We start from the raw sequence: 16,743 nt of genomic DNA, 5'->3' as shown, positions 1-16,743 counted from the left end.
GGGTGTTAGGTTTTCAGTCCTGATTATCTGGGCAAGGAGCTTCAGGATGCGCGTCAATCTTGAAGGAAGAGGGCAGGCAGTCGATGGTGATGTCACCACTACGGGTGCTGTCTGTATTGCGACGAACGCCGGCTATCTCGCCGAGGGGCGAATGGTGCTTCGCGAAGGTGACCGCACCACGCCATGCCCGCTCTGCGGGCAGGTGGGCACTGTCGCCGAAGGCGTGGACCATTTTATTTCCGGCGGCCAGCGGGTGGCCGTGGACGGTGCGCTGGTGCTCTGTGGCTGCCCGCCGGGCAGTAATCGGGTTGTCGCACCGTTGCACGAGGCGCCACCATCTACGCAGCCTGTTATGGGCCGGGCCAATACCCACTTTGCCGAGCCGTCAAACGCCTTGTACCCCGAACACTTCTCCCAACCGGTAGTGGGGGCGTTGCCCGGTACGCTGGAGCCTGGGTTCTATGTAGTGCCACGGCGTATGTCATTCGCGCAGGTGCTGCTGCAATTGGCCGAGCACGATGCCACCTTGCCAATCTCGCGGCTGCAGCGGCTCAACCCGACGTTCGAACACGGCTTCAAGGCGGGGGAAATCTTCGTCATCGGTGACCCTGACAACGGTGATGCCTGCACCCGCGAGGAAGGCCAGCTGATGGCGGCGGCCGAGCATGCACGCCGTGCGCTGGCAGTGCTCGATTTCGCCGAAGCGGACTTCATGATGGAGCATCAGGCTGAAATTGCGGGCTTGCTCAGTAATGCCAGCCAGTCCATGGGCGTGGGCAAGGACATGCTGGAACAAGGGTTAAAGCAGGTCAGTAATACGCTGACCAATATCGAGCTATTGCACCAGCGCGAGTTCATGCAGCACGGCCATCTGAACAGCCCGAGCTTCTTTGCCGAGCGGCGAAATTTGCTACAGCAACTGGATGGTCAGTTGAAGGCGGCGCTGCTTAACAAACAGCTGAACCTGGGCAGCTATGAGCGGCTGAAGAAGAGCTTGAATATTTCGACCAGAAGCCTTGTACACCACTGGTCGAAGGCTGGCGGGCCAGGGCAGATTCCAGGATATGCAACACACCTGGACAAGGTGGCAAGGCTCAGCAAGTACCTTGAATATGGCGGGTATGCTGCAATTGGGTTAGGGGGAACTTCGTCTTACCTGAAGATACAAGAGGTTTGTCGGAGCGAAGATGTAGAAGCATGTGCAAGGATTCGATTTGTTGAAGCCGGATCGTTCAGTATGGGGGTTGGAGGTGCGACGGCGGCGGCTGCGTTATCCAGTGCTGCGGTAGGTACAATATGTGCCGTATTTACTGTAGGTACTGCGGGCCTAGGTCTTCCAGTCTGTGGTCTGGTGGTTGTGGGAGCAGGCAGCCTGGCAGGGGGGAAAGCAGGAGAAGTGTTGGGCGGGGCTACCGGGGAATTTATATATGAGGTTTCCAATGATAGGTTTTGAAACCTGGCCTGTGATTCTTAAGCTGTTATTTTTAATCTTCCCATTTGCTGTTGCTTTGCTAGGGGCCTCGATTACCCTTCACATCACGCTAACACGGGATTTTCACGTCGTTTGCTCCGCGATCACAAGTAATCCATACATTGAGCAGTTAAAAGTTTGTTGGGGGACATCGAGCCTGAAGTGGCGATGGATGCTGATCTGCAGTATTGGCGGTCTTGTCACATTGCCTTGCCTGGCTTTGCGTTTCGGCAAGCTCGATGTTGAAGAGTTGAAGGCATTTCCTTCACCGCTTAAGCGGAAGCTTAAAATTTCGGTGTGGCTGTCAATTATTGGATGTAGTGGAATTGCTGTAGCGGTTGCGATAGTCGAGTTTTCCAAATCCTAGTAGACTTATCGAGGCTTCAAGAGATGAGCTTTGAAAGCTGGTCCGTCGCTATGAAACTGCTATTTGCACTCACGCCTTTTGTCATTTCCTTGTCAGGTGCGGCCATTAGCCTTTACGTCACCCTGACCCGCGACTTTCACATCGCCTGCTCAGCAATTACCAGTAATCCCTATATCGAACAGATGAAGATAATCTGGGGAACCTCAAGCCTGAAGTGGCGCTGGATGCTAATTTGCAACATCAGTGGCCTCGTTACATTTCCATGTCTAGCGTTGCGTTTTGGCAAGCTGGATATCAATGAGTTGAGGGCTTTCCCGCCGAAGCTAAAGCGAAAGCTTGCGCTTTCAGTATGGCTATCAATTATTGGGTTTAGTGGGATTGCCCTGGTGGCTGCGATAATCGAGCTTTCCAAAGCCCAATAGACTCAAGCCGCAGCGAGGTTGCGGGTAATTAAAGGCGCTTGTCACCCTGCATCACAGCTACCAAACCCGCCGCATACCCCGGCAATGCCGCAAAATCCCGCGCGCACACCAGCAGCCGGCGGTTGGCCCATGGCTCCGCCAGCGCCACCCAGTGCAAGGGCAACATACCCTGCCAGCGCCGCACCGCTGCCAGCGGCACCACCCCCACGCCGGCACCGCCGGCGACCATGCGAATCACCCCATCAAACCCTTCGGCCCGCACGCGTACCTGCATCCGTCGCCCCTCGCGCAGGGCTTGCTCTTCAAGGTACAACGCCAACGCACTGCCGGCGCCGAGGCCGACATAGCCGTGCGCCAGGCTATCGCTGAAGCTGGGCGCGAGCGCACTGGCCAACGGATGGCCCGGCGGCGTCACCAGCACCAGCGGGTCGTCGCGAAAGGGGCGGGTCTGCAGGTGCTCGCAAGGGGCTGCGGTAGAAATGATGCCCAAGTCGGCCATGCCTTGGGTAATCGCCTGCACGATGCGCAGGCTCGGCAGCTCCTGCACATCGACGCTGATCCCGGGATTGTCAGCCAGGTAGCTCGCCAGCAGTTCCGGCAGGTATTCGGTGAGCGCCGCCGTGTTGCACAGCAGGCGCACCTGGCCTTGCTGCCCTTGCGCATACTGGCCGAGGTCGAACTGCAGGCGTTCGACCTGCTGCGCTATCAGCCGGGCATGCTGCAGCAGGGCCTGGCCGGCTGGCGTCGGCTGCACGCCCCGGCGATTGCGTACCAGCAGGGGGATGCCCAACGATGCTTCCATGGCGCGGATGCGCGCACTGGCTGCTGGCAGCGACAGGTGGCTGCGGCTGGCGCCGGCGGTGATGTTGCCGCACTCCAGGGTGTGCTGGAACAGCCTGAGGTCGATCAGGTCGAAATGCATCTGGCTCTGTCCTGGCAAGAGTCTGCCTGAGTATATGACAGATTTTCAGCCAGGCCGGCGCGCGCCATCATCGGCTGATGAATACCGTGTTCGCTTTCTATCAGGACCTGGGCCCGGCCCTCGCATCGCTGGTGGTCATGACCTTTCTGCTGGCCGGTACGGTGAAAGGGGTGATTGGCCTCGGCTTGCCGACCATCGCCATGGGCCTGTTGGGCCTGGCTATGCCTCCGGCGCAGGCTGCCGCGCTGCTGATCGTGCCTTCGACCTTCACCAACCTTTGGCAGCTGGCCAGTGGCGGGCATCTGCGGGCGTTGCTGGTACGTCTGGGGCCGATGCTGGCAATGCTCTTCATCGGTACCTTGCTGGGCAGCGCCTGGTTGGGGATCAACAGCGGCCCGTGGGCCAAACAGGCACTGGGCGCGGCCCTGCTGGCCTATGCACTGTACGGTTTGGTCGGGGCGGGCCTGTGCCTGGCGTCGAGGCGCGAGCGTTGGCTGGGGCCGGCCTGCGGCCTGGTGACCGGCGTGGTCACCGCAGCGACAGGGGTATTCGTGATACCGGCGGTACCCTACCTGCAGAGCCTGGCCCTGAACCGTGAGCAGATGGTCCAGGCCCTGGGCCTGTCGTTCACGGTGTCGACGCTGGCCCTGGCCGTTGGCCTGGCCGGGCAGGATGCCCTGGGTGGCCAGGCCCTGGGGGCCTCGCTGCTGATGCTGGCGCCGGCCCTGCTCGGCATGCTGGCCGGGCAATGGCTGCGCCAGCGCATCAGCGCACTGTTGTTCAAGCGTTGCTTCTTCATTGGCCTGGCCGCACTGGGCGGCCATTTGCTGATCAGCGGCTAGCGGACGAGGCGCTGAGCATGTCGATCATCTGGATGTCGAAATCGCGCTCCAGGTAGTCCATGCGCTTTTCGAAGAACGCGGTCATGTGCGGCAGGGCCGAGTGCACATCCAGCGCGGCCTTGTCGGCCCAGACCTCGAAGAACACGAACAGGCTTGGGTCCTGCTTGTCGCGCAGCATGTGGTACTCGATGCAGCCCGGTTCCTGGCGGCTTGGCTCGACGTAGGCGCGGAACAGGGTTTCGAATGCCTCGGCCATTTCCGGACGGGTCTTGGCTTTGAGGATGAAGGCGTACTGCTCAGTCATGGGTCGCTACTCGTTGACGGAAGGTAAGGCGATTCTACGGCAATAATGTGCCAGCCATTCGTGACTTGTGAGCAATTGTATTTTGCCCCCGCGCCACTGTATCCCCTGCCCGCGAGCCCCTAACCTGCCGACCTGAATTTTTCGCGAGGCTCACATGAAAAAGATCCTTCTGCTCAACGGCGGTAAACAGTTCGCTCACTCCGATGGCCGTCTCAACACCACCCTGCACGAAGCGGCCATGGCTCACCTGGACCGCGCCGGTTTCGATGTGCGCCAGACCTTCATCGATGGCGGTTATGACGTTCAGGAAGAGGTGCAGAAATTCCTCTGGGCCGATGTAGTGATCTACCAGATGCCAGGCTGGTGGATGGGCGCGCCATGGACCGTGAAGAAATACATCGACGAGGTGTTCACCGCAGGCCATGGCAGCCTGTATGCCAACGATGGTCGTACCCGTTCGGACCACTCGCAGAAATATGGCAGCGGTGGCCTGGTACACGGCAAGCAGTACATGCTGTCGTTGACCTGGAATGCACCGCAGCAGGCATTCGACGACCCCAGCGATTTCTTCGAGGGCAAGGGTGTGGATGCGGTGTACTTTCCGTTCCACAAGGCCAACCAGTTCCTTGGCATGACTGGCTTGCCGACCTTCCTGGCGGTGGATGTGATGAAGCGCCCGGATGTGCCGGCGGCGCTGGCGGTCTATGCGGAGCACCTGGACAAGGTATTCGGCAAGGCGCAGTAAGTGTTCGACTGTGCCTGCCTCTTCGCGGGCTTGCCCGCTCCCACAGGTACTCCACAAGCCTTCAGGCCTGTCTGATCCCTGTGGGAGCGGGCGCGCCCGCGAAAGGGCCGGTACAGGCAGCGCTGGACTTGGCCTCGACAAGCGGCTATCTAGTCCCTGCAGAGACCAACCACAGGCTCCGATGTGAAAACCCGATCCGAAGAACTCCAGGTATTCGTCACCGTCATCGACTGCGGCTCGATTTCCGCTGCTGCCGAGCAGATGGGCCAGACGCCGTCCGCCGTCAGCCGCACCCTGTCACGCCTGGAAGGCAAGCTGGGCACCACCCTGGTCAACCGCACCACCCGGCGCATGGACCTGACCGAAGAGGGCCGCTTTTTCCTTGAACGCTCGCGCCTGATCCTGGAACAGATGGACGAGATGGAAGAGCGCCTGTCGATGAACCGCCAGACCCCGACCGGGCGTCTGCGCATCAACGCCGCTGCGCCGTTCATGCTGCATGCCATCCTGCCCTGGATCGGCGAGTTCCGCCGCCAGTACCCTGGCATCGAACTGGAGCTCAACACCGACGACCTGATCATCGACCTGCTGGAGCAGAGTACCGATGTGGCCATTCGCATCGGCGAACTGGCCGACTCCAGCCTGCACGCGCGCAGCCTGGGGTGCAGCCCGGTGCAGGTGCTGGCCAGCCCGGCGTACCTCGAACAGCATGGCACGCCGCTGCGGGTCGAGGACCTGGCCAACCACTGCCTGCTCGGCTTCAGCCAGCCCGAGTCGCTCAATCACTGGCCGCTGCGCCATGCCCAGGGTGACCGCTGGAGCATCCGCCCGGCGCTGATCGCCTCCAGCGGCGAGACCTTGCGCCAGCTGGCGCTGGCGGGCGAGGGCATCGTCAGCCTGTCGCACTTCATGACCCACGAAGACATCCGCAGTGGGCGCCTGCAAGTGTTGCTCAGCGAAGCCAACAACGGCTATCGCCAGCCGATCCATGCGGTGTACTACCGCAATACCCAGCTGGCACTGCGCATCCAGTGCTTCCTCGATTTCATCCAGCGCAAGTTGGCGATGTACGCCTGCTGAGTTGCCTGAACGCGACATAGCCTGCCCACAGGCGGCGAAACTTCCTGCTATTGATTGCGCAGTGGACACGCTTCGGCCTTACTGACTGCTCAACAAAAACAACACCAAGGAAGTGTCATGCGTATGGTTCCGTTCCAGTACTTGGCTCTCGCAGCCGCGATCCTGAGCTGTTCCTCGGTTCATGCCGCCACCCTGGAGGGCGGCGCAGTGGCCGCGCCCGATCAATATGGTGCACAGGTGGCCGCCGATATCCTCAAGAAGGGCGGCAACGCGGTGGATGCGGCAGTGGCCACGGCGTTCACCCTGGCGGTGACTTACCCCGAGGCGGGCAACATTGGCGGCGGCGGGTTCATGACCCTGTTCGTCGACGGCAAGCCCTATTTCCTCGACTACCGTGAAGTGGCGCCCAAGGCCGCCACGCGCAACATGTACCTGGACGACAAGGGTGAGGTCATCGAGAACCTCAGCCTGGTCGGGGCCCGCGCTGCTGGCGTACCCGGCACGGTAATAGGCTTGTGGGAGGCGCACCAGAAGTTCGGCAAGCTGCCCTGGAGCGAGCTGCTGACCCCGGCCATCGGCTACGCGAAAAACGGTTTCAAGGTGGCAGAAAAGCAGTACCAGTACCGCAACGATGCCCAGGGCATGTTCAAGACCGCGACCAATTTCAACGATTACTTCGGCAACATGAAAGTCGGCCAGCTGTTCAAGCAGCCCGAGATGGCGCAGACCCTGGAGCGCATCGCCGACAAGGGCGTGAGCGAGTTCTACCAGGGCAAGACCGCCGACCTGCTGGTGGCGCAGATGCAGGCCGACAAGGGCCTGATCACCAAGCAGGACCTGCAGGACTACAAGGCGGTATGGCGTGAACCGATGGCTGTAAGCTGGCGTGGCAATGTGGTCTATACCGCGCCTCCGCCAAGCTCCGGCGGCGTCGCCCTGGCCCAGCTGCTGGGCATCAAGGAAGACCGCGCCGCAGACTTCAAGGGCGTGGCGCACAACTCGGCGCAGTACATCCACCTGCTGGCCGAGATCGAAAAGCGGGTGTTCGCCGACCGCGCCGACTACCTTGGCGACCCAGCCTTCACCCAGGTGCCGGTGGCGCAGCTGGTAGCCAAGGACTACTTGGCCAAGCGTGCCGCGCAGGTCAACCCAAAGGCCATTTCCGCGACCGACAAGGTCAAGCCGGGCCTGGAGCCGCACCAGACCACGCACTTCTCGATCGTCGACAAGCAGGGCAATGCGGTCAGCAATACCTACACCCTGAACCTTGATTACGGCAGTGGCGTGGTGGTGAAAGGTGCCGGCTTCCTGTTGAACGACGAAATGGATGACTTCAGTGCCAAGCCGGGGGCGGCCAACGCGTTCGGCGTGGTAGGCGGGGATGCCAATGCCATCGCACCGGGCAAGCGCATGCTGTCGTCGATGAGCCCCAGCCTGATGACCCGCGATGGCAAGGTCGAGCTGGTCATTGGTACGCCAGGCGGCTCGCGGATCTTCACCTCGATCTTCCAGGTCATGAACAACCTGTACGACTACGGCATGCCGCTGGACAAGGCGGTGGCGGCGCAGCGTGTGCACCATCAGTTGCTGCCCAAGGACACCATCTACTTTGACAGCTACGCGCCGTTGACCGGGCCGGTGGCTGACGAGCTGAAGAAGATGGGCTATGTGCTGGAGGACCAGGGCTGGGAGATGGGCGATATCCAGGCGATCCGGGTGAACGGTGCGAAGCTGGAGACTGCTTCGGACCCACGCGGGCGTGGGGTCGGGATGATCGTCAAGTAATACCTGTTCCATCGCCGGGAGGGCTTTGCCCTCCATCGCGACACGAGGCCGCTCCTACAGAGATTGCAGGAACGGCCTTGTGCCGCGACGGGCCGCGAATTGCAGGATCAGACGCGGAACTGGCTGACCAACGTCTGCAATTGCCCGCCCAGCCGCGCCAGCTCCACGCTGGATGCGGCCGTCTCGTCACTGGCCGCAGCCGTCTGCTCCGACACATCGCGCACATTGAGGATGCTGCGGCTGATCTCTTCCGCCACCGCACTCTGTTGTTCCGCCGCCGCGGCAATCTGCTGGTTCATCGACTGGATGCTCGACACCGTGCTGGTGATGCTCTCCAGCGAGGCCCCGGCCTTGCGCGCCAGCTCGACGCTGCTGTCGGTCAGGGTACGGCTACCGTGCATGGCTGCCGCCACTTGCTGGGTCCCGTGCTGCAGGCTGGCGATCAGTTCCTCGATTTCTTCGGTGGATTTCTGCGTGCGCTGGGCCAGCCCGCGCACTTCATCGGCGACCACGGCAAAGCCACGCCCGGCCTCGCCGGCACGCGCCGCTTCGATCGCAGCGTTCAGTGCCAGCAGGTTGGTCTGTTCGGCCACCGACTTGATCACGTCCATCACGCTGCCGATCTTCTGGCTTTCCTGCTGCAACAGGTTCATGGCCTCGGTGGAGCGGTGCATGTCTTCGGCCAGGCGCTCGATCTGGCCAATCGCCTCGCCCACCACGCGGTCACCGGCACGGGCTTCGTCATCGGCACCGGTGGCTGCATGGGATGCCTGTTCGGCATTGCGCGCCACTTCCTGAACGGTAGCGGCCATTTCGTGCATGGCGGTGGCCACCTGGTCGGTCTCGACCTTCTGGCTGTTGGCACCGGCGCTGGTCTGCTCGGTCACCGCTGACAGTTCCTCGGCGGCGCTGGCGATCTGGGTAACGCCGTCGCGGATACCGCTGATCAGCTCGCGCAGGGTGGTGCCCATGCGCGCGATGCCTTGCTGCAGCACGCCCAGTTCATCGCGGCGGGTAACCCGCAGTTGCTGGGTAAGGTCGCCGCTGGCGATCTTTTCCACCGCCACCAGCGTGTCGCGCAGAGGGCGGGTGATCTGCCGGGTGATGAGTACCGCCGCCAGCACGCCGACCAGCAGCGCCAGCAAGGTGGCGATAGCCTGCAGGGTGCGGGCCTGGGCGCTCTCGATGTCGCGGCGTTCCAGCTGGATCTGGTACAGCGCGTCGCTGCGCTTGACTATGTCGGCACCTTGCCCGGTCATTTCGGCACGCGCGGTGGTGATATTGGCGACCGCATCACGGAACTGGCGCACGGCGTCACGGTAGGCCAGCACCGAACCTTCGAACTGTTGCAGGCGCGTGTCTTCGCCGGGCAGCTGGCGCTTGAGGCTGTCGATGCCGGCCAGGGCGGCATCCAGCTGGCGCAGGGCAGCCTGTTCGTTGGCGGCGCTGTTGTCGGCGATGTAGCCGCGCACGTCGATGCGTACCTGCAGCAGTTGCTGGCGGGCCTTGCTGATCAACTGATACTGGGCCAGGCGCACGCTGTCGGCTTCGGTGCGGGCGGTGACTTCCTGGCTGAGCGCGTCCATGGCCTGGTCGGCCTTGCTGGCCGAGCTTTCCATGGCCGCACGCGCGGTGCGGGTGGCGTCGTAGCCTTGGCGCATCTTGTTCAGCGATACCTTGTAGGCGCTGATGGTCTCGCCCAGCTCACCCAGCAGCTTGACGTTATCCGGGCTCTTGAACGTGCTGGCCAGATACGCTTGCTGCTTGCTGAAGGCATCCAGCTTGGCCTGGGTGTTGGCGGCGGCGGCATCGTCACCGTTGGCGATCATGTACTGCAGGCGGGCAATGCGCAGGTCGGTCAGGTCCTTGTTCAGCTGGCCGATATCGCCCATCCAGTTGCTGCGATCGATCAGGCTGCCCAGGCTGGTCCAGCCGGTCAGGGCCAGCAGGCCGGTGAGGATCAGTACCAGACCGAAGCCCAGGCCCAGTTTGAGGTTGACGCTGATGTTGGCGAACCAGCTGTTCATGCACGCTCTCCAGAAGTTGTTTTCGCTCGATTTGTCTTCGATCGCCAGGCGTTGTTGTTCTGGATGCCTGCTGATTCGTGCAGGGGTTATCGGCCGTGATGGGCGAAGCTGAAACGCTTTTTCAGCAAAATATGCACAAGTGCTTTTGGGGTAGGAGCGGCCTTGTGTCGCGAAAGGGCCGCAAAGCGGCCCCTGCAATAGTCGCGTCAACGCTGAAATCCTGGGGCCGCTTTGCGGCCCTTTCGCGACACAAGGCCGCTCCTACAGCGTTTGCGCGGGCCTGGCGAGAGGTGTCAGAGGTTACGCGCGCTGAAGGTATCGCAACTGTTCACTTCACCTTCGGCGAACCCGGCCTTGAACCAGCGTACCCGCTGTGCCGAGGTACCGTGGGTGAACGAGTCCGGCACTACCCGTCCACGGCCCTGCTGCTGCAGGCGGTCATCGCCAATGGCATTGGCGGCGTTCAGGGCTTCCTCGACGTCACCCGGCTCCAGCCAGTTCAGGCGCTTTTGCGCCTGGTAGGCCCACACCCCGGCCAGGCAGTCGGCCTGCAGCTCCTGGCGCACCAGCAAGCCGTTGTCACCTTCCAGGCGTTGGCCGCTGCGGCGTGCGGCGTCGACCTTGGCCGACACACCCAGCAGGGTTTGCACGTGGTGGCCGATTTCATGAGCGATCACGTAGGCCTGGGCAAAGTCGCCGGCGGCCGCGAAACGGGTTTCCATCTCGCGGAAGAACGACATGTCCAGGTACACCCGCTGGTCGGCGGGGCAGTAGAACGGCCCCACTGCCGCCGAAGCAAAGCCACAGGCCGAATTGACCTGGCCGCTGAACAGCACCAGCTTGGGGTCGCGGTATTGCTTGCCAGCCTCGGCGAACAGGGCTTTCCAGGTGTCTTCGGTGTCGCCCAGGATCGAGGCGACGAACTCGGCCTGCTGGTCGTTGGCCGGCGGCGCCTTGCCGCCCACGCTGCTGGGCGCCTGCCGTTGCTGCTGCTCCATCTGGCCAGTGAGCTGGCCAAGAATCTGCAGCGGGTCCTGCCCGGTGAGCCAGCCGATACCGACAATCAGCAGTACCGCGCCAAGCCCCAGCCCCTTGCCGCCGCCGAACCGCATGCCGCCGCCACCGCCAGCTTCGCCGCGGGCATCCACCACATTGTCGCTGCGTCGGCCTTTTCGCCATTCCATGAAATGCTCCCCGGAGCGTGAAACAAGAAGACAAAGATTAGTTCACCACTGCGGCCGGTGTCAGGCCAAGGTGTTCACTCATAACCATTTGGTTATGTCTTAGGCGGCTGATTTCAATATTCACCGCGCGCAGCTTGCCCGAAACTGCAAGTCCGCCTGCCACGCCCAGGCGTTCACATAATTCCAAGAGAGGAAACCGGCATGCCCGCCCAGGACACCAGCCGCTTCGTGATCCGTGATCGCAACTGGCACCCGAAAGCCCTTACGCCTGACTACAAGACGTCCATTGCCCGCTCGCCGCGCCAGGCGCTGGTCAGTATTCCGCAGTCGATCAGCGAAACCACCGGCCCGGATTTTTCCCATTTGGGCTTCGGTGCCCACGACCATGACCTGCTGCTGAACTTCAACAACGGTGGCCTGCCGATCGGTGAGCGCATCATCGTCGCCGGGCGCATCGTCGACCAGTACGGCAAGCCTGTGCCGAATACCTTGGTGGAAATGTGGCAGGCCAACGCCGGTGGCCGCTACCGGCACAAGAATGACCGTTACCTGGCACCGCTGGACCCGAACTTCGGGGGTGTCGGCCGCTGCCTGACCGACCGTGACGGCTACTACAGCTTCCGCACCATCAAGCCGGGCCCGTACCCCTGGCGCAACGGGCCGAACGACTGGCGTCCGGCGCACATCCACTTCGCCATCAGCGGCCCTTCGATCGCCACCAAGCTGATCACCCAGTTGTACTTCGAGGGTGATCCGCTGATTCCGATGTGCCCGATCGTCAAGTCGATCGCCAACCCGCAAGCGGTGCAGCAACTGATCGCCAAGCTCGACATGAGCAACGCCAACCCGATGGATTGCCTGGCCTACCGCTTCGACATCGTGCTGCGCGGCCAGCGCAAGACCCACTTCGAAAACTGCTGAGGACCCCGCCATGCCAATCGAACTGCTGCCGGAAACCCCTTCGCAGACTGCCGGCCCCTACGTGCACATCGGCCTGGCCCTGGAAGCGGCCGGCAACCCGACCCGCGACCAGGAAATCTGGAACCGCCTGGCCAAGCCTGATGCGCCCGGCGAGCATATCCTGCTGATCGGCCATGTGTATGACGGCAATGGCCACCTGGTGCGGGACTCGTTCCTGGAGCTGTGGCAAGCCGATGCCAATGGTGAATACCAGGATGCCTACAACCTGGAAAATGCCTTCAATAGCTTTGGCCGCACGGCTACCACCTTCGACGCTGGCGAGTGGACGGCACATACGGTGAAGCCAGGCGTGGTGAAAAACGCTGCCGGCGTGCCAATGGCCCCGCACATCAACATCAGCCTGCTTGCCCGGGGGATCAACATCCACCTGCACACGCGCCTGTATTTCGATGATGAAGCGCAGGCCAATGCCAAGTGCCCGGTGCTCAACCTGATCGAGCAGCCGCAGCGGCGCGAGACCCTGGTGGCGAAGCGCTGCGAGGTGGACGGGAAGACGGCGTATCGCTTCGATATCCGCATTCAGGGGGAAGGGGAGACGGTGTTCTTCGACTTCTGAGTGAGGCCTGGGGCCGCTTTGCGGCCCATCGCGACGCAAGGCCACTCCTACAGGGGTGAGGTGCGTCCCATCTGTTGGACAAAAAATCCAACCTCAGGGGCGCAGGTCAGGGGAACGCTATCCCCTGTTGGAGCGGCCTTGCGTCGCGATGGGCTGCAAAGCAGCCCCGGCTATCTGCAGGTCAGCGCCGAACCAGCAGAACCCCACTTTCCATGTGGTGGGTATACGGGAACTGATCAAACAACGCACAACGCTCGATGCGGTGGGTGTCGTGCAACTGGGCAATGTTCGCCGCCAGCGTCTCCGGGTTGCAGGAGATGTACAGGATCCGCTCGAAACGCCGGGTCAGCTCGCAGGTGTCCGGGTCCATCCCCGCGCGCGGCGGGTCGACGAATACCGTGCCGAAGTCATAGCCCTTCAGGTCGATGCCTTCCAGCCGGCGGAACGGCCGCACCTCATTCAGTGCCTGGGTCAGTTCTTCCGCCGACAGGCGCACCAGCCGCACGTTATCCACAGCGTTCTCGTCGAGGTTGCTCAGGGCGGCATTGACCGAGGTCTTGCTGATTTCGGTGGCCAGCACCTGGCGCACGCGGGTAGCCAGCGGCAGGGTGAAGTTGCCGTTGCCGCAATACAGCTCCAGCAGGTCGTCTTCGCGCTCGCCGATGGCCTCGTAGGCCCAGCTCAGCATTTTCTGGTTCACCGCGCCGTTCGGTTGGGTGAATGCGCCTTCCGGCTGGCGGTAGCTGAACACGCGGCCTGCCACGTCGAGTTTTTCCACCGCGTAGTCGCGGCCGATCACCAGGCGTTTGCCCTTGGAACGGCCGATCACGCTTACCCCCAGTTCGCCAGCCAGCTGCCGTGCAGCCACTTCCCAGGCCTCGTCCAGCGGGCGGTGATAGCACAAGGTGACCATGGCGTCGCCCGCCAGGGTGGTGAGGAACTCTACCTGGAACAGCCGGTTGCCGAGTTCTTCACTGGCCTGCCAGGCCGCCTTGAGGCGCGGCATCAGCTCGTTGATCCGCTGGCTGGCAATCGGGAAGTCGTCTATCAGGATCGCCTTGTGCTTCTCGCCCGGGGCGAACATGGCGTAGTGACGCTGGCCGTCTTCGCGCCACAGGCGGAACTCGGCGCGCAGGCGGTAGTGCTCGCGCGGCGAGTCGAAGACAGCCGGCTCCGGCGCAGCGAACGGCGCCAGCAGCTCGCGCAGCCGGGCCACCTTGGCCTGCAGCTGGGTGGTGTAGGAGGAGGGGTCGAAAGCAGCACTCATGCGTTGAACCAGCCCAGCTTGATGACGAACAGGATGGAAAGGATCACCAGGGCCGGGTTCAGGTCGCGGTGGCGACCGGAGATCAGCTTGACGGCGGTCCAGGCGATGAAGCCGAAGGCGATGCCGTTGGCGATCGAGTAGGTCAGCGGCATGGCCAGGGCAGTCACCACCACCGGCGCGGCTTCGGTGACGTCGTCCCAGTTTATTTCCGCCAGGCCCGAAGCCATCAGCACCGCGACGAACAGCAGCGCCGGGGCGGTGGCGAAGGCCGGCACGCTACCGGCCAGCGGAGCGAAGAACAGCGCCAGCAAGAACAGCACGGCGACCACGATTGCGGTCAGGCCGGTGCGGCCACCGGCGCTCACCCCGGCGGCGGATTCGATGTAGCTGGTGGTGGTCGAGGTGCCCAGCAACGAACCGGCCATGGCTGCGGTACTGTCGGCGATCAGTGCACGGCCCATCTTCGGCATGTGCCCGTCCTTGCCCATCAGCCCGGCGCGCTTGGCCACGCCGATCAGGGTGCCGGAGTTGTCGAACAGGTCGACGAACAGGAAAGCGAAGATAACGCTGACCAGGCCCACGTCCAGCGCACCGGCGATGTCCAGCTGGAGGAAGGTCGGGGCCAGCGACGGTGGCATGGAAACGATGCCGCCGAACGGCGTCACGCCCATCACGATCGAGGCGATGGTCACCGCAAGAATGCCGATCAGCACCGCGCCGCGCACTTTCAGCGACTCCAGGCCGACAATCAGGAAGAAGCCCAGGGTGGCGAGGATCGGTGCCGGCTGCTTGAGGTCGCCCAGGCCCACCAGGGTGGCCGGGTTATCGACGACGATGCCGGCGTTATGCAGGGCGATCAGTGCCAGGAACAGGCCGATACCCGCGGCGATGGCCGAACGCAGTGGCAGCGGGATGCTGTTCACGATCCACTCGCGGATGCGGAAGATCGACAACAGGAAGAACATCACCGCCGACAGGAACACCGCGCCCAGTGCCACCTGCCAGGTGTGGCCCATGTGCAGCACCACGGTGTAGGTGAAGAATGCGTTCAGGCCCATGCCCGGTGCCAGGGCGATCGGGTAGTTGGCGATCAGGCCCATGGTCACCGAACCGATGGCCGCGGCCAGGCAGGTGGCGACGAAGACCGCGCCCTTGTCCATGCCGGTCTCGCCGAGGATGCTCGGGTTGACGAACAGGATGTAGGCCATGGCCAGGAAGGTGGTGACGCCCGCGAGAATCTCGGTGCGCACATTGGTGTTGTGTGCTCTTAGTTGAAACAGCCTTTCCAGCATGCCCGCTCCCCGAGGCGCCCCAGGCGCCATCAATCTATCGACCCCAACAGCAAAGCACAGACCGTACCGGTTGCCGTGGTTTTGTGCGGGGCGGAAAAAAGCCGCGCATCATACCAGCATGCTCGGCGGGGGCCTATGGCTGTTGGGGAATGGGTGCTGTATGGCCTGTACCGGCCCCTTCGCGGGCACAGGCGGTATCTCAACCGTTATGCAACCGATCCCGACTGGCCAGTGTCGGGAACAGTTTTATCCACACCCCGGTTACCAGCAGGGTGCCGACGCCGCCCATCACCACCGCTGGCACTGTGCCAAACCAGTGCGCCGTAACCCCCGATTCGAACTCGCCGAGCTGATTCGAGGCACCAATGAACAGGCCGTTCACCGCACTCACCCGGCCGCGCATTTCATCCGGTGTTTCCAGCTGCACGAAGGCGCCGCGGATGACCATGCTGATCATGTCCGCTGCACCCAGCACCACCAGTACTGCGAGCGAGAACCAGAACGAGGTCGACAGGCCAAAGGCAATGGTCGCCACGCCAAACACGCCGACCGCGGTGAACATGGTCCGCCCGACGTTGCGCTCGAACGGGAACCGCGCCAACCACAGCGACATCAGCAGCGCCCCCACTGCCGGCGCCGAGCGCAGCAGGCCCAGGCCCAGTGGCCCAGTCAGCAGGATATCCTTGGCGAACACTGGCAAGAGCGCGGTGGCGCCGCCCAGCAATACGGCAAACAGGTCCAGCGAGATGGCGCCGAGGATGTCCGGCCGGCTGCGGATGAAGCGGATGCCGGCCAGCAGCGATTCGAGGCTGGCACGCCCACGCTGGGCCACCTGGCCGCGTGCCTGCAGGCTCAAGGTCAATACACAGGCAATGGCGTACAGGGCCACGGTCGGGCCGTATACCCAGAGGCTGCCGAAGGCATACAGGAAGCCGCCCAGCGCCGGCGCCACGATGGTCGCCGATTGGGTGGCCGACGCCGATGCCGCCACGGCCCGTGGAAACAGCCCGGCCGGCACCACGTTGGGCAGCAGCGCCTGGGTCGCCGGCATCTCGAAGGAACGCGTGGCGCCGAGCAGGAAGGCCAGGGCGAAGATCAGTTCGCGGGTAACGTGGTCAGTGGCGCTGCCCACTGCCAGCGCCAACGCAATCAGCCCTTGCAGGGTCTGGCACAGGGCGGCGACCTTGCGCCGGTCGTAGCGGTCGGCGACATGCCCGGTATGCAACATGAACAGCACACGTGGGGCGAATTCGACCAGGCCGACCAAGCCCAGGTCCAGCACGTTGCCAGTCAGCTGGTAGAGGTGCCAGCCAATGGCCACGGTGAGCATCTGGAAACCGCTGGCGGTGAATACGCGGGCCAGCCAGAAGGCCAGGAAAGGGCGGTGGTGACGCAGCAACTGCGGAGCGGAATCGGGCATCGGAAACCTGGAGCGTCGGCGCGGTAGAGGGCCTCGCAGCGTATCATCTGTTTGTAACAAATGGTTGCTGTTTGCCCG

16 protein-coding genes are annotated in these 16,743 nt (G+C 62.9%); 9 read left to right on the top strand and 7 right to left on the bottom strand.

What is annotated here, in order from left to right; all coding sequences use genetic code 11:
• Window positions 1-46 precede the first annotated feature (46 nt).
• From ACJA3S_RS21885 to ACJA3S_RS21875, 3 genes are read left to right on the top strand one after another with little or no spacing between them, the layout of a single operon-like run.
• Window positions 47-1,453 (top strand): PAAR domain-containing protein, encoded by a 1,407-nt coding sequence (locus ACJA3S_RS21885; RefSeq protein ID WP_406819980.1) that lies wholly within the window; start codon window positions 47-49, stop codon window positions 1,451-1,453.
• Window positions 1,440-1,838, top strand: a complete 399-nt coding sequence (locus ACJA3S_RS21880) for a hypothetical protein (protein ID WP_406819979.1) — start codon at window positions 1,440-1,442, stop codon at window positions 1,836-1,838. The genes ACJA3S_RS21885 and ACJA3S_RS21880 overlap by 14 nt, the downstream gene beginning before the upstream one ends.
• 23 nt (window positions 1,839-1,861) lie before the next feature.
• Entirely contained in the window at window positions 1,862-2,260 is a 399-nt protein-coding gene (locus tag ACJA3S_RS21875; protein ID WP_406819978.1) for a hypothetical protein, read from the top strand.
• A gap of 28 nt (window positions 2,261-2,288) precedes the next feature.
• Here the strand turns inward: ACJA3S_RS21875 and ACJA3S_RS21870 are convergent, their stop codons facing one another.
• Window positions 2,289-3,182 (bottom strand): LysR family transcriptional regulator, encoded by an 894-nt coding sequence (locus ACJA3S_RS21870; protein ID WP_406819977.1) that lies wholly within the window; start codon window positions 3,180-3,182, stop codon window positions 2,289-2,291.
• 77 nt (window positions 3,183-3,259) lie between these two features.
• On the opposite strand from ACJA3S_RS21870, the gene ACJA3S_RS21865 reads away from it, so the two are divergent.
• Entirely contained in the window at window positions 3,260-4,024 is a 765-nt protein-coding gene (locus ACJA3S_RS21865; RefSeq protein ID WP_406819976.1) for a sulfite exporter TauE/SafE family protein, read from the top strand.
• On the opposite strand, the gene ACJA3S_RS21860 is transcribed toward ACJA3S_RS21865, so the two are convergent.
• Entirely contained in the window at window positions 4,014-4,328 is a 315-nt protein-coding gene (locus ACJA3S_RS21860; RefSeq protein ID WP_225779269.1) for a putative quinol monooxygenase, read from the bottom strand. The genes ACJA3S_RS21865 and ACJA3S_RS21860 overlap by 11 nt on opposite strands.
• Before the next feature lie 154 nt (window positions 4,329-4,482).
• Here ACJA3S_RS21860 and ACJA3S_RS21855 point away from each other — a divergent pair, with 154 nt between their 5' ends.
• The 3 genes from ACJA3S_RS21855 to ggt all read left to right on the top strand — a co-directional run bounded on the left by ACJA3S_RS21855 (window position 4,483) and on the right by ggt (window position 7,938).
• Complete coding sequence (locus tag ACJA3S_RS21855; RefSeq protein WP_406819975.1) at window positions 4,483-5,073, top strand: NAD(P)H-dependent oxidoreductase; 591 nt, start codon at window positions 4,483-4,485, stop codon at window positions 5,071-5,073.
• A gap of 183 nt (window positions 5,074-5,256) precedes the next feature.
• Window positions 5,257-6,153 carry a LysR family transcriptional regulator gene (locus ACJA3S_RS21850; protein ID WP_186685478.1) on the top strand — a complete coding sequence of 299 codons (897 nt, stop codon included), beginning with the start codon at window positions 5,257-5,259 and terminating at the stop codon, window positions 6,151-6,153.
• Window positions 6,154-6,270: 117 nt separating this feature from the next.
• Window positions 6,271-7,938, top strand: a complete 1,668-nt coding sequence (ggt, locus tag ACJA3S_RS21845; protein ID WP_406819974.1) for a gamma-glutamyltransferase — start codon at window positions 6,271-6,273, stop codon at window positions 7,936-7,938.
• 107 nt (window positions 7,939-8,045) lie between these two features.
• Here the strand turns inward: ggt and ACJA3S_RS21840 are convergent, their stop codons facing one another.
• The gene (locus ACJA3S_RS21840; protein ID WP_406819973.1) at window positions 8,046-9,965 is read right to left on the bottom strand and encodes a methyl-accepting chemotaxis protein; all 1,920 of its coding nucleotides are present in this window, start codon (window positions 9,963-9,965) and stop codon (window positions 8,046-8,048) included.
• A 293-nt stretch (window positions 9,966-10,258) separates the two neighbouring features.
• Window positions 10,259-11,149, bottom strand: coding sequence for a neutral zinc metallopeptidase (locus tag ACJA3S_RS21835; RefSeq protein WP_406819972.1), 891 nt, complete (start codon window positions 11,147-11,149; stop codon window positions 10,259-10,261).
• Window positions 11,150-11,350: 201 nt separating this feature from the next.
• Here ACJA3S_RS21835 and pcaH point away from each other — a divergent pair, with 201 nt between their 5' ends.
• On the top strand, window positions 11,351-12,070 hold the full coding sequence (gene pcaH / locus ACJA3S_RS21830; RefSeq protein ID WP_406819971.1) for a protocatechuate 3,4-dioxygenase subunit beta: 720 nt from the start codon (window positions 11,351-11,353) through the stop codon (window positions 12,068-12,070).
• A 10-nt stretch (window positions 12,071-12,080) separates the two neighbouring features.
• Window positions 12,081-12,686, top strand: a complete 606-nt coding sequence (pcaG, locus tag ACJA3S_RS21825; RefSeq protein WP_406819970.1) for a protocatechuate 3,4-dioxygenase subunit alpha — start codon at window positions 12,081-12,083, stop codon at window positions 12,684-12,686.
• Between the two features lie 181 nt (window positions 12,687-12,867).
• Here the strand turns inward: pcaG and trmA are convergent, their stop codons facing one another.
• The 3 genes from trmA to ACJA3S_RS21810 all read right to left on the bottom strand — a co-directional run bounded on the left by trmA (window position 12,868) and on the right by ACJA3S_RS21810 (window position 16,665).
• Entirely contained in the window at window positions 12,868-13,953 is a 1,086-nt protein-coding gene (gene trmA, locus ACJA3S_RS21820) for a tRNA (uridine(54)-C5)-methyltransferase TrmA (protein ID WP_406819969.1), read from the bottom strand.
• On the bottom strand, window positions 13,950-15,245 hold the full coding sequence (locus tag ACJA3S_RS21815; protein ID WP_406819968.1) for an NCS2 family permease: 1,296 nt from the start codon (window positions 15,243-15,245) through the stop codon (window positions 13,950-13,952). Before ACJA3S_RS21815 ends, trmA begins: the two co-directional genes overlap by 4 nt.
• Before the next feature lie 199 nt (window positions 15,246-15,444).
• Complete coding sequence (locus ACJA3S_RS21810; RefSeq protein WP_406819967.1) at window positions 15,445-16,665, bottom strand: MFS transporter; 1,221 nt, start codon at window positions 16,663-16,665, stop codon at window positions 15,445-15,447.
• Between the last annotated feature and the right edge of the window lie 78 nt (window positions 16,666-16,743).

Source organism: Pseudomonas sp. KnCO4 (assembly GCF_045344305.1).
Taxonomy (GTDB): domain Bacteria; phylum Pseudomonadota; class Gammaproteobacteria; order Pseudomonadales; family Pseudomonadaceae; genus Aquipseudomonas; species Aquipseudomonas anuradhapurensis.
Note: the sequence above shows the minus strand (reverse complement) of the source record. Positions and strands in the feature narration are given on the sequence as shown.